Source organism: Neobacillus niacini (genome assembly GCF_031456445.1).
GTDB classification, from domain to species: Bacteria; Bacillota; Bacilli; order Bacillales; family Cytobacillaceae; genus Neobacillus; species Neobacillus niacini_I.
This window is the reverse complement of record NZ_JAVDUQ010000003.1, coordinates 56262-78562: the sequence shown is the minus strand read 5'-3', so window position 1 is coordinate 78562 and position 22301 is coordinate 56262. Positions and strand designations below refer to the sequence as shown.

25 protein-coding genes and 1 riboswitch are annotated in these 22301 nt (G+C 36.7%); of the genes, 21 read left to right on the top strand and 4 right to left on the bottom strand.

The window, feature by feature from the left end:
- The first annotated feature begins 99 nt into the window (after positions 1-99).
- From rluB to J2Y67_RS05000, 10 genes are all read left to right on the top strand, one after another.
- Complete coding sequence (gene rluB, locus J2Y67_RS05045) at positions 100-837, top strand: 23S rRNA pseudouridine(2605) synthase RluB (protein ID WP_310171391.1); 738 nt, start codon at positions 100-102, stop codon at positions 835-837.
- Positions 838-936: 99 nt separating this feature from the next.
- Positions 937-1461 carry a thiol-disulfide oxidoreductase ResA gene (resA, locus tag J2Y67_RS05040; RefSeq protein ID WP_310171389.1) on the top strand — a complete coding sequence of 175 codons (525 nt, stop codon included), beginning with the start codon at positions 937-939 and terminating at the stop codon, positions 1459-1461.
- Between the two features lie 20 nt (positions 1462-1481).
- Positions 1482-3113, top strand: coding sequence for a cytochrome c biogenesis protein ResB (resB, locus tag J2Y67_RS05035; protein ID WP_310171386.1), 1632 nt, complete (start codon positions 1482-1484; stop codon positions 3111-3113).
- Complete coding sequence (ccsB, locus tag J2Y67_RS05030) at positions 3114-4298, top strand: c-type cytochrome biogenesis protein CcsB (protein WP_310171384.1); 1185 nt, start codon at positions 3114-3116, stop codon at positions 4296-4298.
- Between the two features lie 173 nt (positions 4299-4471).
- Entirely contained in the window at positions 4472-5188 is a 717-nt protein-coding gene (locus tag J2Y67_RS05025) for a response regulator transcription factor (RefSeq protein WP_310171382.1), read from the top strand.
- Positions 5185-6966, top strand: a complete 1782-nt coding sequence (locus J2Y67_RS05020; RefSeq protein ID WP_310171379.1) for an ATP-binding protein — start codon at positions 5185-5187, stop codon at positions 6964-6966. Before J2Y67_RS05025 ends, J2Y67_RS05020 begins: the two co-directional genes overlap by 4 nt.
- Positions 6967-7195: 229 nt before the next feature.
- A complete protein-coding gene (gene sigX, locus J2Y67_RS05015; protein ID WP_310171377.1) occupies positions 7196-7747 on the top strand; it encodes an RNA polymerase sigma factor SigX in 552 nt (183 codons plus the stop codon).
- Positions 7722-8906 carry a hypothetical protein gene (locus J2Y67_RS05010; protein WP_310171375.1) on the top strand — a complete coding sequence of 395 codons (1185 nt, stop codon included), beginning with the start codon at positions 7722-7724 and terminating at the stop codon, positions 8904-8906. Before sigX ends, J2Y67_RS05010 begins: the two co-directional genes overlap by 26 nt.
- Positions 8907-9076: 170 nt before the next feature.
- Positions 9077-9814 (top strand): peptidoglycan DD-metalloendopeptidase family protein, encoded by a 738-nt coding sequence (locus J2Y67_RS05005; protein WP_310171373.1) that lies wholly within the window; start codon positions 9077-9079, stop codon positions 9812-9814.
- 80 nt (positions 9815-9894) lie between these two features.
- A riboswitch (FMN riboswitch) is annotated at positions 9895-10027 on the top strand.
- A 161-nt stretch (positions 10028-10188) separates the two neighbouring features.
- Positions 10189-10761, top strand: coding sequence for an ECF transporter S component (locus J2Y67_RS05000; protein WP_310171370.1), 573 nt, complete (start codon positions 10189-10191; stop codon positions 10759-10761).
- 95 nt (positions 10762-10856) lie between these two features.
- Here J2Y67_RS05000 and J2Y67_RS04995 read toward each other — a convergent pair whose 3' ends face one another.
- The gene (locus J2Y67_RS04995) at positions 10857-11105 is read right to left on the bottom strand and encodes a ferredoxin (protein WP_144563023.1); all 249 of its coding nucleotides are present in this window, start codon (positions 11103-11105) and stop codon (positions 10857-10859) included.
- A 253-nt stretch (positions 11106-11358) separates the two neighbouring features.
- On the opposite strand from J2Y67_RS04995, the gene J2Y67_RS04990 reads away from it, so the two are divergent.
- The 5 genes from J2Y67_RS04990 to J2Y67_RS04970 all read left to right on the top strand — a co-directional run bounded on the left by J2Y67_RS04990 (position 11359) and on the right by J2Y67_RS04970 (position 15762).
- Positions 11359-12405, top strand: a complete 1047-nt coding sequence (locus J2Y67_RS04990; protein ID WP_310171365.1) for a YpbB family protein — start codon at positions 11359-11361, stop codon at positions 12403-12405.
- Positions 12396-13904: a RecQ family ATP-dependent DNA helicase gene (locus J2Y67_RS04985; protein WP_310171363.1), complete on the top strand. Its 1509-nt coding sequence runs from the start codon at positions 12396-12398 to the stop codon at positions 13902-13904. The genes J2Y67_RS04990 and J2Y67_RS04985 overlap by 10 nt, the downstream gene beginning before the upstream one ends.
- The gene (locus J2Y67_RS04980) at positions 13901-14503 is read left to right on the top strand and encodes a CPBP family intramembrane glutamic endopeptidase (RefSeq protein ID WP_310171361.1); all 603 of its coding nucleotides are present in this window, start codon (positions 13901-13903) and stop codon (positions 14501-14503) included. Before J2Y67_RS04985 ends, J2Y67_RS04980 begins: the two co-directional genes overlap by 4 nt.
- Complete coding sequence (locus J2Y67_RS04975; protein ID WP_310171359.1) at positions 14500-15213, top strand: LysM peptidoglycan-binding domain-containing protein; 714 nt, start codon at positions 14500-14502, stop codon at positions 15211-15213. Before J2Y67_RS04980 ends, J2Y67_RS04975 begins: the two co-directional genes overlap by 4 nt.
- A gap of 93 nt (positions 15214-15306) precedes the next feature.
- Complete coding sequence (locus tag J2Y67_RS04970; RefSeq protein ID WP_310171357.1) at positions 15307-15762, top strand: YpbF family protein; 456 nt, start codon at positions 15307-15309, stop codon at positions 15760-15762.
- Positions 15763-15792: 30 nt separating this feature from the next.
- Here the strand turns inward: J2Y67_RS04970 and cotJC are convergent, their stop codons facing one another.
- The 3 genes from cotJC to J2Y67_RS04955 are packed head-to-tail and all read right to left on the bottom strand — an operon-like array spanning position 15793 to position 16874.
- Complete coding sequence (cotJC, locus tag J2Y67_RS04965; protein ID WP_310171354.1) at positions 15793-16362, bottom strand: spore coat protein CotJC; 570 nt, start codon at positions 16360-16362, stop codon at positions 15793-15795.
- A gap of 24 nt (positions 16363-16386) precedes the next feature.
- The gene (locus tag J2Y67_RS04960; protein ID WP_310171352.1) at positions 16387-16647 is read right to left on the bottom strand and encodes a spore coat protein CotJB; all 261 of its coding nucleotides are present in this window, start codon (positions 16645-16647) and stop codon (positions 16387-16389) included.
- Entirely contained in the window at positions 16644-16874 is a 231-nt protein-coding gene (locus tag J2Y67_RS04955; protein WP_310171350.1) for a spore coat associated protein CotJA, read from the bottom strand. Before J2Y67_RS04955 ends, J2Y67_RS04960 begins: the two co-directional genes overlap by 4 nt.
- A 146-nt stretch (positions 16875-17020) precedes the next feature.
- Between J2Y67_RS04955 and J2Y67_RS04950 the strand changes: the two genes are divergently transcribed.
- The 6 genes from J2Y67_RS04950 to J2Y67_RS04925 all read left to right on the top strand — a co-directional run bounded on the left by J2Y67_RS04950 (position 17021) and on the right by J2Y67_RS04925 (position 22241).
- Entirely contained in the window at positions 17021-17656 is a 636-nt protein-coding gene (locus tag J2Y67_RS04950) for a CBS domain-containing protein (protein ID WP_310171715.1), read from the top strand.
- Between the two features lie 57 nt (positions 17657-17713).
- Complete coding sequence (locus J2Y67_RS04945) at positions 17714-18079, top strand: hypothetical protein (protein WP_310171348.1); 366 nt, start codon at positions 17714-17716, stop codon at positions 18077-18079.
- Positions 18080-18105: 26 nt separating this feature from the next.
- Positions 18106-18870: a metallophosphoesterase gene (locus J2Y67_RS04940; protein ID WP_310171346.1), complete on the top strand. Its 765-nt coding sequence runs from the start codon at positions 18106-18108 to the stop codon at positions 18868-18870.
- Between the two features lie 86 nt (positions 18871-18956).
- Complete coding sequence (locus J2Y67_RS04935) at positions 18957-19538, top strand: genetic competence negative regulator (RefSeq protein WP_310171343.1); 582 nt, start codon at positions 18957-18959, stop codon at positions 19536-19538.
- Between the two features lie 232 nt (positions 19539-19770).
- Positions 19771-21048, top strand: a complete 1278-nt coding sequence (locus J2Y67_RS04930) for a Glu/Leu/Phe/Val family dehydrogenase (RefSeq protein ID WP_310171340.1) — start codon at positions 19771-19773, stop codon at positions 21046-21048.
- 227 nt (positions 21049-21275) lie between these two features.
- On the top strand, positions 21276-22241 hold the full coding sequence (locus tag J2Y67_RS04925) for a YpdA family putative bacillithiol disulfide reductase (RefSeq protein ID WP_310171337.1): 966 nt from the start codon (positions 21276-21278) through the stop codon (positions 22239-22241).
- Positions 22242-22301: the final 60 nt, after the last annotated feature.

Below are 22301 nucleotides of genomic sequence, written 5' to 3'. Positions count from 1 at the left end.
GAAAAATGTTGAAGTTATGTCATAATTCATTAGGATGGAATAAATCTAATTGCTTCCTTATTTATGGTTTAAAAGTAAAATCCCCGAGGTGAAAAATAAATGGAACGATTGCAAAAAGTAATGGCGCAAGCGGGCATTGCTTCAAGAAGGAAATCGGAAGAATTAATAAAAGAAGGAAAAGTAAAGGTAAATGGTAAAATTGTCACCGAGCTTGGTGTAAAGGTCTCAGGAAATGATAAGGTTGAGGTTAATGAAATACCAATAGAAAGGGAAGTACCAGTTTATTTTCTATTGTATAAACCGCGCGGTGTAATATCAAGCGTTAGCGATGATAAGGGCAGAAAAGTGGTCACTGATTTCTTTTCGGAATTTAAAGAAAGGATCTATCCTGTCGGGCGTCTTGATTTTGATACATCAGGCCTCCTGCTGCTGACGAACGATGGAGAATTCGCAAATTTATTGATGCACCCAAGAAATGAAATCGAAAAGGTTTATGTTGCAAAAGTAAAGGGAATTCCGCAGAAAGAAAGCTTAAGAAAATTGGAAAAGGGGATTCGGCTTGAGGATGGGAAAACGGCTCCCGCAAAGGTAAAGATGCTCTCTTTGGATAAAAAGAAACAAACAGCGATTGTTGAAATTTTGATCCATGAAGGCCGAAATCGCCAAGTTAAAAGAATGTTCGAAGCAATTGGCCATGAGGTAATAAAATTGAAACGTGAACGTTACGGATTTCTAACATTAAATGGTCTAACGGCAGGTGAAGCAAGAGAATTAACTCCTCATGAAGTAAAGCAGTTAAGGGCACTTGCTATGGAATCTACAAAGAAAAATTCATAGAAGTTTCACAATTGCCTGTTTTTAATAACAATATGGTAATGTTGGAAAATGATATAATTTAGACAAACTGTTTCAAAAGGGGTTTCTGGAGGGGTAAAAATGAAAAAACAGCGTTTAGTGATGAGGACCATTATTCTGCTTGTACTTGGGTTAGCTGTTGCTTATACGCTATATCAAAATTTAACCAAGGACGACCAGCAAAAAGTAGCAATTGGTAAACAGGCACCTGACTTTGTTTTGACCGATATGCAAGGGAAAAAGCATCGTTTATCCGATTATAAGGGACAGGGAGTATTTCTAAATTTCTGGGGAACATGGTGTAAGCCATGTGAAAGAGAAATGCCTTACATAAATAATCAATACCAGCAATTTAAAGATAAAGGGGTACAGGTTCTCGCTGTTGATATAAACGAGTCGAATATTGCCGTAAATCAATTTGCGGAACGCTATAAGCTTGATTTTCCAATTGTCATTGACAAGGATAAGCAAGTGATGAACGTATATGGTATTGATCCGCTTCCAGCAACATTTTTAATTGATAAAAATGGCAATGTCGTAAAATATTTTACTGGTCAATTAACGGAAGACAGGGTAAGGGAATTTATGGAGAAAATTAAACCTTAAGGTTGTTGGGAGTTTTTATCATGAAAGATGTAAAATGTGAATGCGGACATGTGAATCCTCATGGAACCGTGTTGTGTGAAGCGTGCGGAAAAGTATTGGATGAGCAAGAAAAAGAAAAAAAGCTTGTTGATATGCGCTATGAAGGAAGTGCACGCCGTTCGCAAACGTATAATAAAACCTTTATTGATAAAATATGGAATTTCTTCTCTTCTGTAAAGGTAGGGGTATGGCTGATTGTCATTACTTTAATTGCCTCCGCCGTAGGGACCATTTTTCCGCAGGAAATGTATATACCGCAAATCATGCCTGCAGAGGAGTATTATCAACAGGAATATGGCTGGATGGGGAAATTATATTACCAGCTGGGCTTTAATGATTTATATGGTTCATGGTGGTATTTGTTATTAATTGCCATGATTGGGATTTCCTTGATTATTTGCAGTCTTGACCGAGTTGTCCCTTTATACAAGGCTTTAAAGGCACAAAACGTTACAAGACATGAAGATTTTTTAAAGCGGCAGCGTGTTTTTGGAGTGAACACATCCGTTAATGTGGATGATCTTGCAAAGGTTAAAGAGCATTTAAAAGCAAGACGCTATCATATTCGTGAAGAAAACGGAGATTTATTAGCAGAAAAAGGGCGTTTTTCCCGCTGGGGCCCGTATGTAAACCATGTAGGTTTAATCATTTTTTTAATTGGTGCAATGCTTCGTTTTGTTCCTGGAATGTATATTGATAAGTCCTTATGGATCCGCGAGGGAGAAACTGCAGTTATTCCTGAAACAGATGGTAAATACTATCTGAAAAATGAAAAATTTATTTTACAACTATATAATAAGGACAAAGATAAAAAATTTGATCAGGCCCTTAATAGAGTCAACCAAGTAGCCAAAAATTATCAATCTAATGTCGTCCTATATGAAAGAGTTGGCGAGAACATCCCTGGTGAAAAGCCAAAGCTAAAAAAGGTCAAAGAATATGGTATTCGTGTTAATGAGCCATTATCTTTTAATGGGTATTCAGTCTATCAAGTCGATTACAAGCTTGATGAGCTGCAGTCCATGTCTTTTGCATTGACGAATAAAGCGACCGGAAAATCTTATGGAGACTTAAAAATCAATCTTTATAATCCTAAGCCTGTATATGATCTTGGTAATGGGTATTCTGTAAAAATTCTAAGCTATTTTCCTGATTTTGAATTTGAAAAAGGCGGGGAGCCTACAACGAAATCAAGGGTTCCAAACAATCCTGCTTTTGTATTTCGGATGATTACACCGGATAAACCGAAAGGGGAAACTAGTTTTGTTGCAATCCGGCAAAATATTGAGCCTTTTGGTAATAATAAGTATAAAATGACATTTAAAGGCATTGAGACAAAAAATGTTTCCGGATTAACGGTTAGAAAGGATTTAACCCTTTGGGCCATCATTCTTGGTGGTATTGTTTTCATGATTGGGGTTATACAAGGTGCTTATTGGAATCATCGCAGAATCTGGATTCAACATAAAAACGGAGAGGTGTGGGTTGCAGCCCATACAAATAAAAACTGGTACGGTCTAAAACGAGAAATTGAAACGGTATTAGAAGACACGCACCTTACCATGCCAGAAGATCGGCTTCAAATAGAGAAGCCGGAGAAGGAGGAAGCATAGTTGGTATCACTTAGTAGTAATTTATTGTTTATTGCTTTTATTCTTTATTTAATTGCGACCCTATTCTATGGAGGAGCAATTAAAGCAAAAAAAGATATCAATATGAAAAAAGGAATCAACAGATGGGGAAAGATTGCTGTATTTTTAACGATTGTTGGTTTCATCTTTCAACTAGGTTACTTTATTCTTAGATGGATTGCTTCTGGACATGCACCGGTAAGTAATATGTTTGAGTTTACAACCTTTTTTGGTATGGCTCTTGTCGGTGCATTTATTGTTATCTTCTTTATTTACCGGGCCGTCCTTCTCGGATTGTTTACCATGCCAGTAGCCATTCTGGTCATTGCTTACGCAAGTATGTTTCCACGTGATATAACACCGTTAATTCCAGCGTTACAAAGTTACTGGCTCTACATCCATGTTACAACTGCAGCAATTGGTGAAGCGATTTTAGCCATTAGCTTCGCGGCGGGCTTAATCTATCTGGTAAAGGCGGTTAATCAATCAAAAGGAAGTAAACAAACATTTTGGCTGGAAATTGTCATGTTTGGGCTTATTACCACATTAGGATTTGTTTTAGTTTCTTCCGTATTTTCCGGAATCGGTTATCATGAGAAATTCAACTGGATTGATAAAAATAAAAATCAAGTCCAGGTTGAATATACAATGCCTGCTGTTATTGGACCTCATAAGGGGGAATTAGTTACAAAGGGCGGTTTTGAACCAGTTGTAGAAATGCCGGCAATGGTCAATGCTAAAAAAATGAACACGGTTATGTGGTCCTTTGTTGGCGGACTAATTCTTTATGGAATTATTCGATTAATTCTCCGAAAACGGATTGCTGCAGCACTTCAACCTTTTGTTCGAAATATTAAGCTTGATTTTGTTGACGAAATTAGCTATCGTTCAGTTTTAATTGGTTTTCCTGTATTTACACTTGGTGCTCTCATTTTTGCGATGATTTGGGCCCAAGTTGCCTGGACACGATTCTGGGGATGGGATCCAAAGGAAGTATGGGCTCTCATTACCTGGTTGTTCTATGCAGCTTTTTTACATCTGCGTCTGTCAAAAGGCTGGCATGGTGAAAAATCGGCTTGGCTTGCTGTAATTGGATTTGTGATTATCATGTTTAATCTTGTGGCCGTTAACCTGGTAATTGCAGGACTTCATTCATATGCGGGATAAAAAATAAAAATAGGTTTAATCTTATAGCCTTCACGATTGGTAAGTGAAGGCTATTTTTAATAATAATTATTATACCTTGTCATAATTTTGACACTTTTAGGAAAGCATTTCTTTTGAAAATATAGCAAAAAATAAACTCATTTTGTAAAATAACAACATGGGGGGATTATTTAATGGAAAAAGACGTAAAAATTTTAGTTGTTGATGACGAGGAAAGAATTCGCCGACTTTTAAAAATGTATTTAGAGCGTGAAAATTATATGATTGACGAAGCTGAAGATGGAGACGAAGCTTTGTCAAAAGCAATAGAGAATGAGTATGACGTAATCCTTTTGGACCTAATGATGCCAGGTAAGGATGGTATTGAGGTCTGCCGTGAATTGCGGGAAAAGAAAGCTACCCCTATCATTATGTTAACGGCAAAAGGTGAAGAGATAAATCGAGTGCAAGGTTTTGAGGTTGGGACAGATGACTACATTGTAAAACCTTTTAGCCCTAGGGAAGTTGTCTTGCGTGTAAAAGCTTTATTAAGAAGATCTTCGCAAACAAGTTATTTACAAACAGAAACGACCACTAAAGACGTTATTGTCTTTCCATTTTTAACAATTGATAATGATGCACATCGAGTTACTGCAGAGGGAAAAGAAGTTAGTTTAACACCAAAGGAGTATGAATTACTTTATTTCTTGGCAAAATCACCGGATAAGGTTTTCGATCGTGAACAATTACTAAAAGAAGTGTGGCATTATGAATTTTTTGGTGATCTGAGGACAGTGGATACCCATGTAAAACGTCTTCGTGAGAAATTAAACAAAGTATCTGAGCAGGCTGCAAGAATGATTGTAACCGTTTGGGGCGTAGGATATAAATTTGAGGTTGTAAATGGATGACCTTTATACGAAGTGTAGTAGGTAAACTCTGGATTACCATCCTATTACTAGTATCAGTCGTACTGTTTATTTTAACCGTGATGCTCCTTGAATTTTTCCAAAACCAAAATATTGATGAAACAAAACATAATTTAACTCATTCTGCTGAGAAAATTGCTCACGTTTTGGAGGAGCATCCAAATGATCAATTTTCACTTGCTTTAGATATATCGTGGGAAATTATTGATGATGTCACAAAAGTAGTTATAGTTAAAAATGATCATGAGATTTACTATTCTCCAAATACAAAAGAAGAGAAAAGATTAACATTTTCCGATATTAAAAAAGACCCTGAATTAGCAAAAGTATTTAAAGAAAATAAAACGGTAGAAAAAATTTCAGACTTTACTGCAGATCAAAGTGAAAATAATCAAGATACAAGCTATTCCATTATTGGAGTGCCGCTGCATTTGCCAAATGGAAAAATGGGTGCAGTTTTCATCTATCAGTCATTGAAGGACATGCAGGAAACGACCCATTCCACAACGCGATTTATTTTACTTGTTGCTGGTGTTGCAACTATTTTAACGACTATATTTGCTTTCTTTTTATCAACTCGAATTACAGCACCACTTCGAAAGATGCGAGAAGCAGCATTTGAAGTCGCGAGAGGAAAATTTGATACGAAGGTTCCAATTCTTACCCATGATGAAATTGGAGAGTTAGCAACAGCTTTTAATCAGATGGGAAGACAATTAAAATTCAACATGAATGCTCTTAGCCAAGAAAAAGAGCAGCTTGCAAGTATCCTTAGCAGTATGGCAGATGGGGTCATTACCTTTAATCGTGATGGGACCATTCTAATTACCAATCCGCCTGCAGATAGGTTTCTTCACTATTGGTATTATGAAAAAGGATTATCGTCCCATTCAGAGGCGATTCCCACCAAGGTTATGGAACTTTTTCAACAGGCAGTTGATACTGAAAAGGAGAAAATGGGTGAAATTTCTCTTCAGGGCCGACATTGGGTCATTCTTGTCAGTCCGCTATACAGCAACCGGTTTATTAGGGGGGCTGTAGCGGTCTTACGCGATATGACAGAAGAACGGCAGCTCGAGAAAATGAGAAGAGATTTTATTGCGAATGTGTCACATGAACTTAGAACTCCTATTTCAATGCTTCAAGGATATAGTGAAGCGATTGTCGATGATATTGCGGAAACACAAGAAGAGAAAAAAGAAATGGCAAAAGTCATCTATGACGAATCATTGAGGATGGGTCGTCTTGTAAATGAACTTCTTGACTTAGCAAGGATGGAAGCTGGTCATATTCAATTAACAGTAGAGGAAGTGAATCTGTCTTCCTTTATCAATAGGATTATTCATAAATTCCAAGGTCTTGCCAAGGATCATTCAATCCTCTTAAATTCAAATATCGGGAATATAGTCAGTCCAATTTCCTTTGATCCCGATCGTATTGAACAGGTTTTAACAAATCTAATCGATAATGCAATCAGACATACGCCGAAAGATGGGACTGTTACATTAAAAATCTATGAAGAAGATAAAGGGATTATTATGGAAGTGGCTGATTCAGGTTCTGGGATTCCAGAGGAAGATTTGCCGTTTGTATTTGAACGTTTTTATAAAGCGGATAAAGCCCGTACTAGGGGCAGGTCAGGGACTGGATTAGGACTTGCCATTGCCAAAAATATTATTGATGCCCACCATGGACATATTTCCGTTCAAAGTAAAATCGGCCAAGGAACGACATTTTCCTTCTTCCTTCCGCAAAAATAGGGAAAAGAATAAATATTTTGACGATTGTTCTTGATACACGAGAAACATTTTAGCCCATCCATTCAAAAATGGATGGGTTTTTTGCTTCAAAAAGTAAATTGAACAGGATTGGAGATGGAAGTAACGTTCAAGATATTCCTTTCCTTTTTATATAAAACGGACTATATTTAATTAATGAAACTTTTTATACATATATGCCGACTAATCTTTTGAACGGGGAGGGGAATAGATGGACTCCGTTTTCGATGAGCTTTATCATAAATATCATCATGACGTCTTACAATTTCTATTTTATATGGTTAGAAATAAAGAACATGCCGAGGATCTTGTCCAAGAAGTCTATATTCGCGTATTTAAGTCTTATAACCGTTTTGAGGGGAAAAGCAGTGAAAGAACATGGCTATTTTCAATTGCCAGAAATGTTGCCATCGATTTTTTCCGAAAGCAAAAAGGCTGGAAGGACCGTTTATTAGAAAAATTCGATTGGTCCACAAGTCAAGTAAAGGATGAATATCCAATTCCAGAGGAAATAACGGTTCAAAAAGAAGAAATCATGAGTGTATACAAATGCATGGAATATTGCACAGTGGACCAAAGATTGGTAATTATTCTTCGTTATATCCATGATTTATCAATAGCAGAGACAGCCGAAGCACTTGGCTGGACAGAAAGCAAAGTCAAAACTACCCAGCACCGTTCTTTAAAGATATTAAAGAAACATATGGATCTGCTTTCTGAAAAGGAGGGATTAAAAAGTGAAAAAGTCAGAGTGGAGCGATAAACAGCTCGAAGAATTACTGCGGCAAATGCCAAGAATTAAAGATCATCGCAAGCCTCATGACATTTACCAAAACCTTTCTTTAAAAAGGCGGAAAAAACAAGCATGGATTTTACCCACGATTGCTTCAGCAGCTGCAGTACTTCTTATCGTCATTCTAATTCCAAAAATCCTAGTTGGAAATCAGTTTTCCATGAATCAAGCAGGTGAAAAATCGAGCAAAAAAATGGAAATTTTATCAAATAAACAAGACACAGAAATTGAGATGAAAAAAGGTGAATCTTCCTCTAAAGCAATGGATCAATCAGGGACAGAAAAGTTTGGGCTTATGCGGGAGATGAATCTGAAAACAGCTGCATATGAGGGGGATGTCGGAAATAGAAAGGTTTTAACCTATTGGATTCCAGACCATCAAGGGCAACTTTTGATTCCTGTTTCTACAATCGTGAAACGAAAAGCTAATCAATCATGGATGACCCTATTCAATGAAAATATGGTTCATTTAAAAGAGGAAAAATGGGGGTTAAGCGATTTTTACCCGATGAATGCAACGCTAACCTTAAATGATAAGGGGAATAGTGTAAATGTAGACGTTCCGAAAGTCCATCCATATAGTCAAGGAGCAAATGAAACTATTTTTGTAAACGCAATTAAAAAAGATATTTCCACAAACAGTAATGTAAAAAGAATAAGGTTTTCAACTAATCAGCAGCCAGGGATTGAATTGGGGAATTTTGGTCATTTGGAAGAAATAAATGCTGAAAATGAGAAGAATAGAGCTTTTTTTCAATATGTTCCAAATAATCAGGATAAACCTTTTTTAGTCCCGTCACAAGACAAATATAAAACCATAAAAGCGGCCATTGAGGCAATGAAAAAAGATCAATCTGAATGGGGATTAAAAGCATCTTTATTACCTGCAATGAAATTTAAAAAGACAACTATTAGAAAGAATACTCTTTTTCTAACGCTAAAAGAAAAATCAAGGCTGGAGGATTCGCCGAATACGATTTATTCAATTGAGGCATTATTATTAACAGCAAAAGAGTTTGGAATAAAAGCCGTGTTCATACTTGATGCGCCATTAGAGCGGGTAGGTAACTTTGATTTAACAAAAGAAATCAAAGTGCCCGTGGCACCTAACTTACGAACAACACCTTAAATGAAACGATCAACCCTTCCTGGTTGATCGTTTTTTAATGTATAAAAAGCAGTTTGTCTCCAAATTATAACAAGTATGCTTTACCATTCCTCTCCAGTGAAGGTTCTAAACGGAAGCGAATTAACATATGGTGTGTTGGAGAGGAACAGATTTAAGGAGGAAAGTAAGTAATGTTGGATTATGTTAAAAGGTTTTTAATTGCAGCTATTTTGGCGGTATGTGTCAGCTTGTTATTTTTAGGGGGAAGGCATACTGAAGCAAGCATGTTAAAGGCTAACGAAGTAAAAGTTGATTGGATTTGGCCCGCAGATGGTGTCATCTCTGATACATATGGAACAAGGTTTGGGAAACATAAAGGGATTGATATAGCAGGAAAATTATATTCTCCTGTTTTAGCTGTTGATGATGGAGTAGTGGTCAAATCCTACTACTCTAATACATATGGAAATGTGGTTTTTATTAAACACCCTAATCAATTTGTTACTGTATATGCTCATTTACATCAGCGTTTTGTAAAGGAAGGTCAAGTTATTAAACAAGGAAAAATGGTTGGGAAAATGGGTAGAACGGGACAAGCTACTGGAGTTCATCTGCATTTTGAAACACATGAATTAGCCTGGACCTATGACAAGAAAAATGCTTTTGACCCTGAAAGACTATTAGGAAAGGCTGAAGTAGGTGAAACAGTACAAGGAGGAATTGCGAGCAGTGGAAACAGTATCGTAGCCGTAAGCTCCGAATACCGGCGGGAATCTCGAGAAAATCCAAATCAATATATTGTCAAAAAAGGTGACACCTTGTCTTCGATTGCCAGGAAAAGAAATTTATCCATAAAAAAAATTAAAAATCTGAATCGGCTTAAATCAGATTTAATTAAACCAAAACAAATTCTGATCGTGCCTGAATAAAGAAAAGCCTGCAGACTGCAGGCTTTTCTTCTTTCCAAAATCCTAATTTTTAAGTATAATTATCTAAAAAAATAATATCGATCTATCTTCGGGGCAGGGTGAAATTCCCGATCGGCGGTATTGAGAAGTAATTCTCTTAGCCCGCGAGCCTTTTAGGCAGGATTTGGTGTGATTCCAAAGCCGACAGTATAGTCTGGATGGGAGAAGATGGAGGTTCTGCAAACGTTCAAAAAATTTTTATGTATTGGACGTTTATTAAGCGTGCCTTTTTAAACTCCCTCAAGAAATTTCTTGAGGGTCTATTAATTTATGCAGGCTGCTAATTTTGCTGAACCTCTCTTCCTAACTTGATGGATCAAAAAGGAGAGAGGAAAATGAAAGTAAAAGCCATTGTATCAATTGGAATGCTGAGCGGTATTGCCTATCTGTTAATGCTGTTTAATTTCCCACTGCCAATTTTCCCTAATTTCTTATTAATCGATTTTAGTGACATTCCGGCATTGATTGCTGCATTGATTTTTGGTCCAATTGCAGGTATTCTCGTTGAATTTTTTAAAAATGTTTTGAATTATTTTATGACAGGAAGTGCCACGGGTGTACCGGTAGGGCATATTGCTAACTTTGTCGCCGGACTTCTGTTCATCTTACCCGCCTATTTTATTTATATAAAGTTAAAAACTCGCAAGGGAATGTCTTTTGCATTAGTAATCGCAACCATTACGATGGGAGTTTTAATGAGCGTATTAAATTACTTTGTTATTTTTCCTGCCTATACATTCTTTTTAGGGATGGAAGAAATGTCAGCTCCTGCCCTTCGAAACTTAGTAGTAACAGCCATTCTGCCATTTAATATTTTAAAAGGTGCGGTCATGTCCGCAATTTTCATGCTCTTATTTATTCGAATGCAATCTTGGATTAACAAACAGGCAATGTTTAAAAGTGTTTAATAAAGAAAAAAGCGACACGTTAAGTGTCGCTTTCTTCATATAAAAAAACCCTCTCTGATGAAGAGAGGGCTAGTAGCTCAACTAATGTTGATTGATTATTCAAATTTAGTTGGATTACCTTCGAATGGTTCGTCAGCTACTTTAATTGAATCAGTAGGGCAGCCTTCAAATGCATCCATCATGTCATCGATTAATACATCTGGAATTTCAACGATCCCTTCGTTATCATCAAGAGTAACAAATGCAATGCCTTCATCATCATAATCATAAATGTCTGGTGCTGCTGCTCCACATGCACCACAAGCAATGCAAGTCTCTTTGTCAACTATTGTGTACTTCGCCATGAAAAAAACCTCCCAAAAAATAACAAAAATTAAAATTTCTCTTTTCCACTTATGTATGGAAAAGCATTTCTCATTCCTATTGTAAAACTGTATGTGTAACTTTTCAATAGAAAAATGGTTACAAATCAATGGATGTTTTAGCTTGCCCTATATTCTTCAATATTTTCATGAAACCAGATGGTCCATTTCATGGTAGAATATAAATGAAAAATGACTAAAATTGTCGATGAAATCAAAAAAGTGGTGGACCCGGATGCAATCCTTAGAAAACATTATTCTATATTGCTTAAAGCAATTAAATGGGGAACGAACGATTTATTCCATTTACCATCTCTTGAATGGAAAAAAATCATCACAAACCATCCAAGATGCACACCTATATTCACTTAAAAGATTTTTTCGGATTATCGAACCTTTCCCGCGAGAATCCTTTGATCTCATCATTCAAAGGATTCATGAAAAGGGATGGATTCGTCCGAATGGTGACCAACAATTTTTACTCACACCTTTAGGGGTGCTTCATTTAAAGAATCATCCTTTGCCTTGCTATTTGCAAGGCTGGGAATATCATCATTTATCCAATCCTTTTTGGGAAAGGCTTTCCTTACTTGTCCAGGTCACGTCCAATTTAGTTTATCAAGAGAGCCGATATATTCCGATACAAAAAAACAAAGATACTCATTTATGGATAAAAGTGTTCGTAAAAAAATTCAAGCATTCTCGAGATGAATTAGGAAAAATGCTTTTTTTAGAATTAATCGATGTTTTTGATTCATCGCCGGGCATTAATCCGGATGTAATGGTATATCGATTAACCGGTTATCGGCAAATTGGTTTAACAACAGGACAAAATGCAAAAATGTTAAATATGGAAAAACTTGATAATCATATTGAATTTATAAATATCATCCACTTTTTCATCCAAACGATTCAAGTTGATTCTGGTCGTTATCCACTATTATCATCCATTTTTCAAGGAATAAGCAAAAACGATTCTTTAACCATATCTGCGCGTAAAACTTGGGAATTATTAAAAAAGGGATTTAGCATAGATGAAATTGTAAAACTGCGTCATTTAAAACAAAGTACAATTGAAGACCATTTAGTTGAATTTGCCTTAAATATAGATGATTTTTCAATCGAAACCTATGTGGATAAGGAATTGCAGGATAAAATCATGAATCTTTCTTTTCAGTTACAAACAAGGCAGTTGAAGATAATCAGGAACCATTTGACCCAGGCAAGCTATTTTCAAATTCGCCTAGTATTGGCAAAGTATGGTGAATTGCAATGGAATTAGAAGCATTATTAAAAAAGCATTTTGGTTTTGATACATTTAAAAAGGGACAAAAGGAAGTTATATCATCGATTTTAGCAGGTAAAGATACTTTAGGTATTCTTCCTACGGGTACCGGAAAATCTCTATGCTACCAATTACCCGGTTATATCCTAAACGGACAAATTATGATTATATCGCCACTATTATCGCTCATGCAGGATCAGGTCGAACAGTTAATGCAAATGGGTGAAAAACGAGTCGTTGCTTTAAATTCCTTTCTTTCCTCTGAGGAGAGAAAAAATGTTCTACAAAACCTAAGAAAATACAAGTTTATTTTTATTTCACCGGAAATGCTGGGCATTGATTTTATGATTCACAAGCTTCAAGAGCTTTCGATTTCACTGTTTGTTATTGACGAGGCGCATTGTATTTCTCAATGGGGCTATGATTTTCGCCCTGATTATTCAAGAATAGGTGATGTTCGTCAGAAATTAGGCAATCCCCTTACTCTTGCCCTTACTGCTACTGCTACAAGGAGGGTTAAGGAGGATATCATTCAATCCCTCAACTTACAAGATGTTGAAAAGATTGAATCCACAGTTGATCGCCCAAATATTGCCTACTATGTAGAAAAGCTAGCAGATAAGCAGGAAAAGCAATGGCGAGTATTAGAACTTGTATCAGAGCTGCAAACACCCGGTATCATTTATTTTTCAAGTAAGAAAGCTGCGGAACAAATGGCGTCCTATTTGATAGAGAATGGTGTAGCAAAAGTGATGGCTTATCACGGCGGACTGGATCACGAGCAACGAATATTAATACAACAGCAATTTATTTACGGTCAACTGGATGTCATTTGTGCTACCAGTGCTTTTGGAATGGGAGTAAATAAAGAAAATATTCGGTTTATCATCCACTTTCATATGCCAATGCAGCTCGAATCGTACCTTCAGGAAATCGGCAGGGCCGGGAGAGATGGTTTACCAAGTGTTGCGATATTTTTATACTCCCCATGGGATGAACAGCTTCCTTTACATCTCGCAGAAGGAGAATTGCCTTCTGAACTGCAGCTGGACTGGCTGTTCGCCAGGATAAAACAAAATTTAAATATACATCAAGATATCTCCGATATGAGTCATCAATATAAGGAAAATGGTGGATTTTCGGAAATTCAATGGAGGATCATTCAAGCTTTTATAAGGCAATACCAGGAAGTAACAGGACCGGATGAACTTAAGGCAATCATATCAATTTATGTAATGGAAAGACGGACAGTAAAAAAAAATTATATTTATCTAATGAAAAAATGGGTAGAATCTAACACGTGTAGAAGGGAAGTTATTTTAAATTATTTTGAAGAGACGCCGATTTCAAACAAGGTAAATCCTTGTTGTGATTGTTGTGGGATGAATCTTCTTGATTATCAATCCATTGATAAACAGGATTCTACGGAAGAAAGTCAAAAGAAATGGAAGGAATATCTTGAGAAAATTTTAATCAATAGTGAGATGAGTAAATGAAAAATAAGTATAATGATTTAATCAGGGGGTTAACAGATCAAGAATTACTATTCCATCTGTATATGACTCAAATTATTCTATTAACCATTTCTATAATTTTAGGTATTTTTTTATTTGATCATTTTTCTTTTTTAAGTTATTTCCATTTGGATGATGGCAGGATCATTAAAATAGGGCTGCCTGCTGGAATCATGGTTGTAATTGTAGATATTCTCTTAATGAAATGGCTGCCATCCTCTTTTTATGATGATGGCGGACTCAATGAAAGAATTTTTAAAAATAAAAATATGCTTCAGATTATCTGGATTGCTGCACTTGTAGCTTTCAGTGAAGAATTATTATTCCGGGGAATTATTCAAACAAAAGTTGGGCTGATCTTTGCCAGTGTTATTTTTGCGGTCATTCACTATCGGTATCTATTTAATTGGTATCTATTTTTCAATATTGTATTGCTCAGCTTTTTCATTGGATTTATTTATGAGTGGACAAATAATTTTGCCGTTACAATTGTGATGCACTTCGTAATCGATTTTCTATTGGGGATGTATATAAAAATTAGACAGAAGAAGTATGACGAATGGGAAGGGGACGCACCATGAATCCAGAGGAACCATATAGAGATCAGGCTGAGCGATTAAAGCGACGAATCGAAAAAATAAATGAAAAGACGGAAAATGGAGAACGATTACCCCCAAGGGGCCAGCTTCACCGTCAAAAACCGAAAAAAACCAAGATGAAATTAAAATATCCGGTTATTCGTCTATTGGTTTTATTGTTTATCCTTCTGCCTGTCACATGTTTCAGCATCATTTCTTACTATCATGGAAAAAAAATAAATGGGGTACATAAAGTATTAGAGAATCAATCAGGGTATGAATCCATTAAGCTTGAAACGTCAAAGCAAGGTAAAGAAACTGACACGGATATTTCTAAATCAAAAGAGCAGGAAATAAAAAAAGACAGCAGTAACACAACCCCTGCCAGTGATGATAATAAAACGGTACCAGCAGTCAGCCAGCCGCAGGAAAAATCTGAAGAGGCAGAAAAACCTGTACAAAACACAACAGTGGATCGTCAAACTAGTCAGAATGAAATTGAAAAAAATAAAAACGAGCAGCCGAAAACAGCTGCTTCGGCTGAGAAAAGTAGAATAATCTATCACACCGTTCAACCGAAGGAAACACTATTTAGGATTGCTATGAACTATTATCATTCTAAGTCAGGAATTAACATCATTCGAGATGCCAATCATCTTTTTAATGATCAAATTTATACGGGCCAGGTTCTAAAAATCCCGTTAAATAACTAACCGGTCAGAAAAAAACTGATCGGTTTTTTTGTATTTCAAACATAATTTATCGGACAAGTTCATATTGTTATAAGGAGAAATGGAGGGGATGAAATGGATACTCCAATCCTTAAATTACAATATACCGATGAAACGACGAAACAAATTCTCGAAAACGTCAGAAAAAGAAAGAAGAAGTTTGACGACGCAAAAAGACTGCATAATTATTGGATTATGGCAACCCTTGTCGTGTCCTTTATATATCTTTATTACTTCTATATTACAATTGGAAAGCAGTACTCTTATTCCTTTTTTTCCATGTTTTCTGTTTCGGTCAGCGATGTAAAAAATTTAATCTTATTAGCCATGACCATCTTAATGTATGGGTGGATGAATGTATTAAAGCAAAAAAAAGATAAGTTCGAAAAAGAGTATCATGAATTACGATGTGAAGTGGTCGACAGAAGTAAGGATTTATGGAAAAAGGAAGATCAATGGAAAAATCGTCATATTGATTTTGAAATTATGAAAAAAACATATGACATAAATCTATATCATGCGAAAAAATAAGAAGCAGGCCAAGGACTGCTTCTAAAACCGTTAAAATATTTTCTTACGGTCACGTTCTTCCTTTAAAATTTCTACTGCTTCACGGAAACGCTGGGAGTGAATGATTTCCCGTTCGCGAAGAAAACGGAGGCTATCGTTAATATCCGGATCATCACTTAAATTGATTAACCACTGATAGGTAGCTCGTGCTTTTTCTTCTGCAGCAATGTCTTCATATAAATCTGCAATCGGGTCTCCTTTTGCTTGGATATATTGAGTGGTAAAAGGGATCCCTGCAGCATTATGGTAGAATAATGCACCATCATGATCAGCAAAATGGGCACCGAGCCCAGCTGCTTTCAATTGCTCTGGTGTAGCATCTTTTGTTAATTTATAAACCATTGTGGCAATCATTTCGAGGTGGGCAAATTCCTCCGTGCCGATATCGGTTAAGAGACCAATTACCTTATCAGGGATGGTATAGCGCTGATTTAAATATCTTAACGCAGCGGCTAATTCCCCATCCGCGCCCCCATATTGCTCAATTAAGTATTTTGCCAATGTAGGATTACAGGTACTTACTTTTACTGGATATTGCAGCTTTTTTTCATAAATCCACATGAAATCACCTTCCTTTTATCTGTTCTAAACTTGCCAAGGCCAAGGTGTATCATCCCAATTCCAAGGGTGACCGGAGTAACTGTTGCCAAATTGCAATAGTGGACCAAATTGGCTTTCGAACGCCTTTTTCAAACGTTTTCGCTCTTTTGCATAGTGATTGAATTGGTTTATGGCTTCGAGATCATCATTATGTGTATCAAGGTAAAGCGTGAGATCGACTAAAACAAAATCCACCGCTTGCAGCTGCTCCATCAATTGGTAGTATTCAGGAGGGAGTTGTTTCATGAAGGCAAGCCTCCTTTCGGTTTTTCAAAAGGATTATAGTAAGGGTCATAAAAATCCTTCCATAAAGTCCCTGCCCTAAGAGCCTCCAGGGGTGAAAATTGCGGTAAATTTGGCGGTTGAAATCCCATATATAAATGCGGCGGAGTCGAATAAGTTTTTACTGTAATCGGCTTACAAGGGTCAAACGGGCTGGCATAAGGATGATAGGTTTTGTTATGAGTGTTCATCATAACCCTCCTTGTTTTAACATCATAGATAAATATATGAGGATAATTTGGAAACATGACATCAAAGTTTAACAACAAAGAGGGTTTTGGACGGCAATATTGAATTATAATAATGATGTAGGATTAAAAGTCTTGAGGTGATGAAATTGTTCGTAAAAAACATGATGATTCCCAAGCATGAGTGTTTTACAGTTCAGCATGATCAAACATTGAAACAAGCTTTGGATCAGCTAGAAAAATACCAAATTGATGGTTTACCTGTACTCAATGGAGCAAAGTATGCAGGTGTTGTCACCCGATATGGAATATACGAAAACTTTTTTAAATCCAATCAACAGCGTGATGACTATCTGTCTGCCATAACCGTAAATGAGGTTGCAACACATCAAGAAAATTTCTTAGAAGGTGGAGAGGTCTTTGAAAAGACACTTCTGGAACTTAAAGATTTTCCATTACTAGCCGTTGTGGATTCAAGTAGAAGCTTTCTTGGAGTCGTAACACGTTCAGATGTGTTAGGAGCATTTGAAAGTGCATTTGGGGTAAAACGCCCAGGTGTCCGAATTGCCTTTACATCGGTTGAAACGGAAGGTCGTATTGCTCGCCTTTCAGAAATTGCCCATCATTTCCACGAGCATATTATTTCACTCGTTACGTTTGATGAAACCGATAAACTTGTACGCAGAATTGTAATGAAGGTTGAAAAGAAGGATAATATTGATAAGTTTACGAAGAAACTTGAAGAGCATGGATTTAGAATTTTAAGTATTCAAGAAGATGAATAAGATGGACCTAGGAAAGAAATTATTTCCCTCTCATACATTGGTATGGGAGGGATTTTTTTGGCAGCGAATATTTGGAAACTTAGCATGGTCTTTTTATGTGGATACCTTATTCATATATTGATTCCAATTGACCACCCCTTTATTCTAACTGATTTTTTTATTCGATTTATCGTAAAGCCATTAGAATTTTTTGCGGGATCCATTGCATTTTTTATAGGGTTGGTTATGAATGCACGATACATACGTGAAAACATACTGAAGAAAAAACAGCTTCAAGAACAAAAACGCCGGGGATGGAAAATATTCGCTGCACTACTCGGCATAATGCTGGTTTTTTCTGTGCTTTTTTATATAGGACCTGAATTGACCCTTCTTTTTTTTAGTTTAAGTTTTCTTTATGGTATGATTTCCGTAGAAAGATAGAACGTGTAAAGGGGAAACTTTAAAAAATGGTTATAATCATCGTTTTGTTAGTGGGAATTTGCCTTTTGCTATATATGTTCAGAGAAGCATTTCTAAATCAAGTAATAGAAGAGGAAATTGAATTTAATGATTTTCCAAAATCATTTGGTAAGGTTTCTCTATTCTTTATCTCTGATGTACACCGGCGCAGTATTTCCGACAAAATTATTAACGCGGTAAAAGGTAAAACCGATATCGTCATTATCGGAGGGGATTTAACAGAAAAAGGTGTTCCTTTTTCAAAAGTAAAAGAAAATCTGAAAAAATTAAAAACCCTTGGACCCGTTTATTTTGTTTGGGGAAACAATGATTATGAAGTGGATTATCATGAGTTAGATGCGCTCTTGTTGGATTTTGGGGTTAAGGTTCTCGATAACACAGCCGTAACCTTTGAATCAGCAGAAGGGGATAAATTATGTCTATTAGGGGTGGATGACCTAAGCCAAGAAAGAGACCGGCTGGATTTTGCGCTTATGGATGCAGATCCGAAAAGCTTTAAAATTCTTGCCAGTCATTATCCCAATATAACGGATAAAATTAAGGACGAACATGAAATTCGCCTGGTGCTAAGCGGACATACTCATGGAGGGCAAATTCATATTCTTGGATACAGTCCATACAAAAGAGGTCAATTGAAAAAGTTAGAGAATACCATGCTTTTGATTAGTAACGGGTATGGAACAACAACCGTTCCGTTAAGGCTGGGGGCACCCGCAGAAAGCCATTTAATAACATTGAAAAAAGGAATCTAAGCGATAAGGTGAGGTAGACAATTCACCATTAAACGGTGATGACATACACTAAACACAAGAGTTATGTCACGGCAGGGGGCAAAAGCATGCGCTTAGAACGCTTAACAGCCAATAAAATAAAAATTTTCTTAACCACTGATGATTTATTTGAAAGAGGTCTTTCCAAGGAAGATATTTGGAAGGACTCAATAAAATGGCATCAGCTCTTTCATGATATGTTGGAGGAGGCAAGTGAGGAATTTGATGTAGAGATACAGGGTTCAGTTGCAGTAGAAATTTTCTCATTACAGGCACAAGGAATGATTATGATTATTACCGTCGATGAAACTTCTGAAGATGAGGAATCGCTATTCGATGGCTTTATTGAAATGCAGGTTAGGGTTGAAGGATCTGAAGACCTTTTGTATGAGTTTGCCAGTTTTGAAGATATCATAAACCTTTCGAAAAGGCTTAGTTTAATCAATATTTTAGAGGGTTCATTGTATTCAATGAATGACCTATACTATTTACTTATAAATAAATTGGATGCGATAACAAATGAAAGAGCTGCATCCCTATTATCTGAATATGGGGAGCCTTCCCTACTTAGTCCATACATGCTTGAAGAATATGGGAAAAAAATAATTGAAAAAAAAGCGGTGGAAACCATTCTTCATTTTTTTAAATAGGCTTTTATTATAAGCCTAATGGAGAGGGAGCCACCGCTCCTTTCTGCAGAAATTAGGAACTGGATATTAAATTCCAAAAAACCACTCATACATAGGAACGATTACGCTTACATAAAATTTCTTTAAGAAAGTGGAAAAGTGAATTTTTCTTCTTGCATTAATCATTTAGTAGTGTATACTTGTGTCTGAAAGCGGACAACATTCGTAGAAGAGATTCTTAGGAGGTTTACAAATGGTAGCCGAAAATGGTACTAAAAAGACTAATCAAGAGGAAACGAATAATGTGTTAAAATCTACACAAACCGTTATACATAAAGCTCTTGAAAAATTAGGTTATCCTGAAGAGGTATACGAACTTTTAAAAGAACCATTACGCATGATGACAGTAAAAATTCCAGTTCGTATGGATGACGGTTCAACAAAAATATTTACTGGTTATCGTGCCCAACATAATGATGCTGTTGGTCCAACAAAGGGCGGTATTCGTTTCCATCCTGGTGTGACAGAGACGGAAGTGAAAGCCCTTTCAATTTGGATGAGCTTAAAATGCGGTATTGTTGATCTTCCATATGGCGGCGGTAAAGGTGGAATCGTTTGTGATCCACGCGATATGTCTTTTAGAGAACTTGAAAGATTAAGCCGCGGCTATGTACGTGCCATCAGCCAAATTGTTGGACCGACAAAAGATATTCCAGCGCCAGATGTATTTACTAACTCACAAATTATGGCTTGGATGATGGATGAATACAGCCGGATTGATGAATTTAACTCACCTGGATTTATTACAGGAAAGCCTCTTGTTCTTGGAGGATCACATGGCCGTGATTCAGCAACTGCGAAGGGCGTTACCATCTGTATTCGTGAAGCAGCGAAAAAGCAAGGTATCCAAATCGAGGGTGCAAGAGTTGTTGTTCAAGGCTTTGGTAATGCAGGAAGCTACTTGTCTAAATTCATGCATGATGCAGGTGCAAAAGTGGTTGGTATTTCAGATGCGTATGGAGCACTTTATGATCCAAATGGTCTTGATATTGACTATTTATTGGACCGTCGTGACAGCTTTGGAACCGTGACGAAATTATTTAATAACACGATTTCAAACAAAGAATTACTTGAGCTTGAATGTGATATTCTTGTTCCTGCTGCCATTGAAAATCAAATTACGAAGGATAATGCACACGATATTCGTGCTAAGATTGTTGTTGAGGCAGCCAATGGTCCAACAACACTTGAAGCAACTGAAATCCTTACAGATCGCGGTATCCTGCTTGTGCCTGACGTATTGGCATCTGCCGGCGGTGTAACGGTTTCTTACTTTGAGTGGGTTCAAAATAATCAAGGTTATTACTGGTCAGAAGAAGAAGTAGAAGAGAAGCTTGAAAAAATTATGGTTAAATCATTTAACAGTATTTACGATACTGCACAAACACGCCGTGTTGATATGCGCCTAGCAGCCTATATGGTTGGGGTAAGAAAAATGGCAGAGGCAAGCCGTTTCAGAGGCTGGATTTAAGTTTAAACATTGAAACATAATGAAAAAACTCCTATCATAGTGATGGGAGTTTTTTTCTTTTATGAAATTTATGATTTTGAGAATTGTCTAGCTCCAGCGCCTAGGGGCTCTATGGTCTAAGCCAATCCGTCAAGAAGGTTAAAAAGCAACCTTCTCGCCGGCTCGTCTTATGCTTGTCGCCCCTGGGCAAGGCGCTTCCGCTTTTCTCGTTAAGGAGTGCATTTGTTATGCAAACTGAAGATATAATTATTGTTGGAGGAGGTCCATGCGGGCTTGCTGCAGCCATTTCTTTAAAAGAAATGGGGAAAAACCCACTTGTCATTGAAAAAGGAAATGTAGTAAACGCTATTTATCATTATCCAACACATCAGACTTTTTTTAGTACAAGTGAGAAATTAGAAATTGGCGAGGTTCCTTTTATAACAGAAAATTATAAGCCGCGCCGTAATCAAGCATTGGTTTATTACCGGGAAGTAGTAAAAAGAAAACAGTTACGTGTTCATGCATATGAAAAAGTAACGAAGGTAACGAAACTGGGAAAAATGTATGAAATCAAGACGGATAAGTGTACCTACCAGACCCCTTATGTAGTCATTGCAACGGGGTATTACGACCACCCTAACTATATGAATGTGCCTGGTGAAGATCTTTCAAAGGTTTTTCATTATTTTAAAGAAGCACATCCCTATTTTGATAAAGATGTCTGCATAATAGGTGGTAAAAATTCCAGTGTGGACGCGGCTATTGAACTTGAAAAGGCCGGAGCAAGAGTTACGGTTTTATACCGGGGAAATCAATATTCTCCAAGTATTAAGCCATGGATTCTCCCAGAATTCGAAGTGTTGGTCCGAAATGAAAAAGTTACGATGGAATTTCGGGCGCATGTAAAAGAAATTACTGAAAAACAAGTAAACTATATAAAGGATGGCGTAGAATACACATTAGACAATGATTTTGTTTTTGCGATGACAGGTTACCATCCGGACCATCAATTTCTAAAAACGATGGGGATTGATATTGATAGGGAATCAGGTAGACCTTATTATAATCAAGATACAATGGAGACAAACATGGAAGGAATTTTTATTGCCGGGGTTATTGCAGCAGGAAACAATGCAAATGAAATATTTATTGAAAACGGTCGTTTTCATGGGGGACTTATTGCAAAATCCATCATGGAAAGGGAAACATAATGATAATTAACTAGAAGAATCTTTCATTTCATTTGGGTTCGTTACATGATACGATATAAA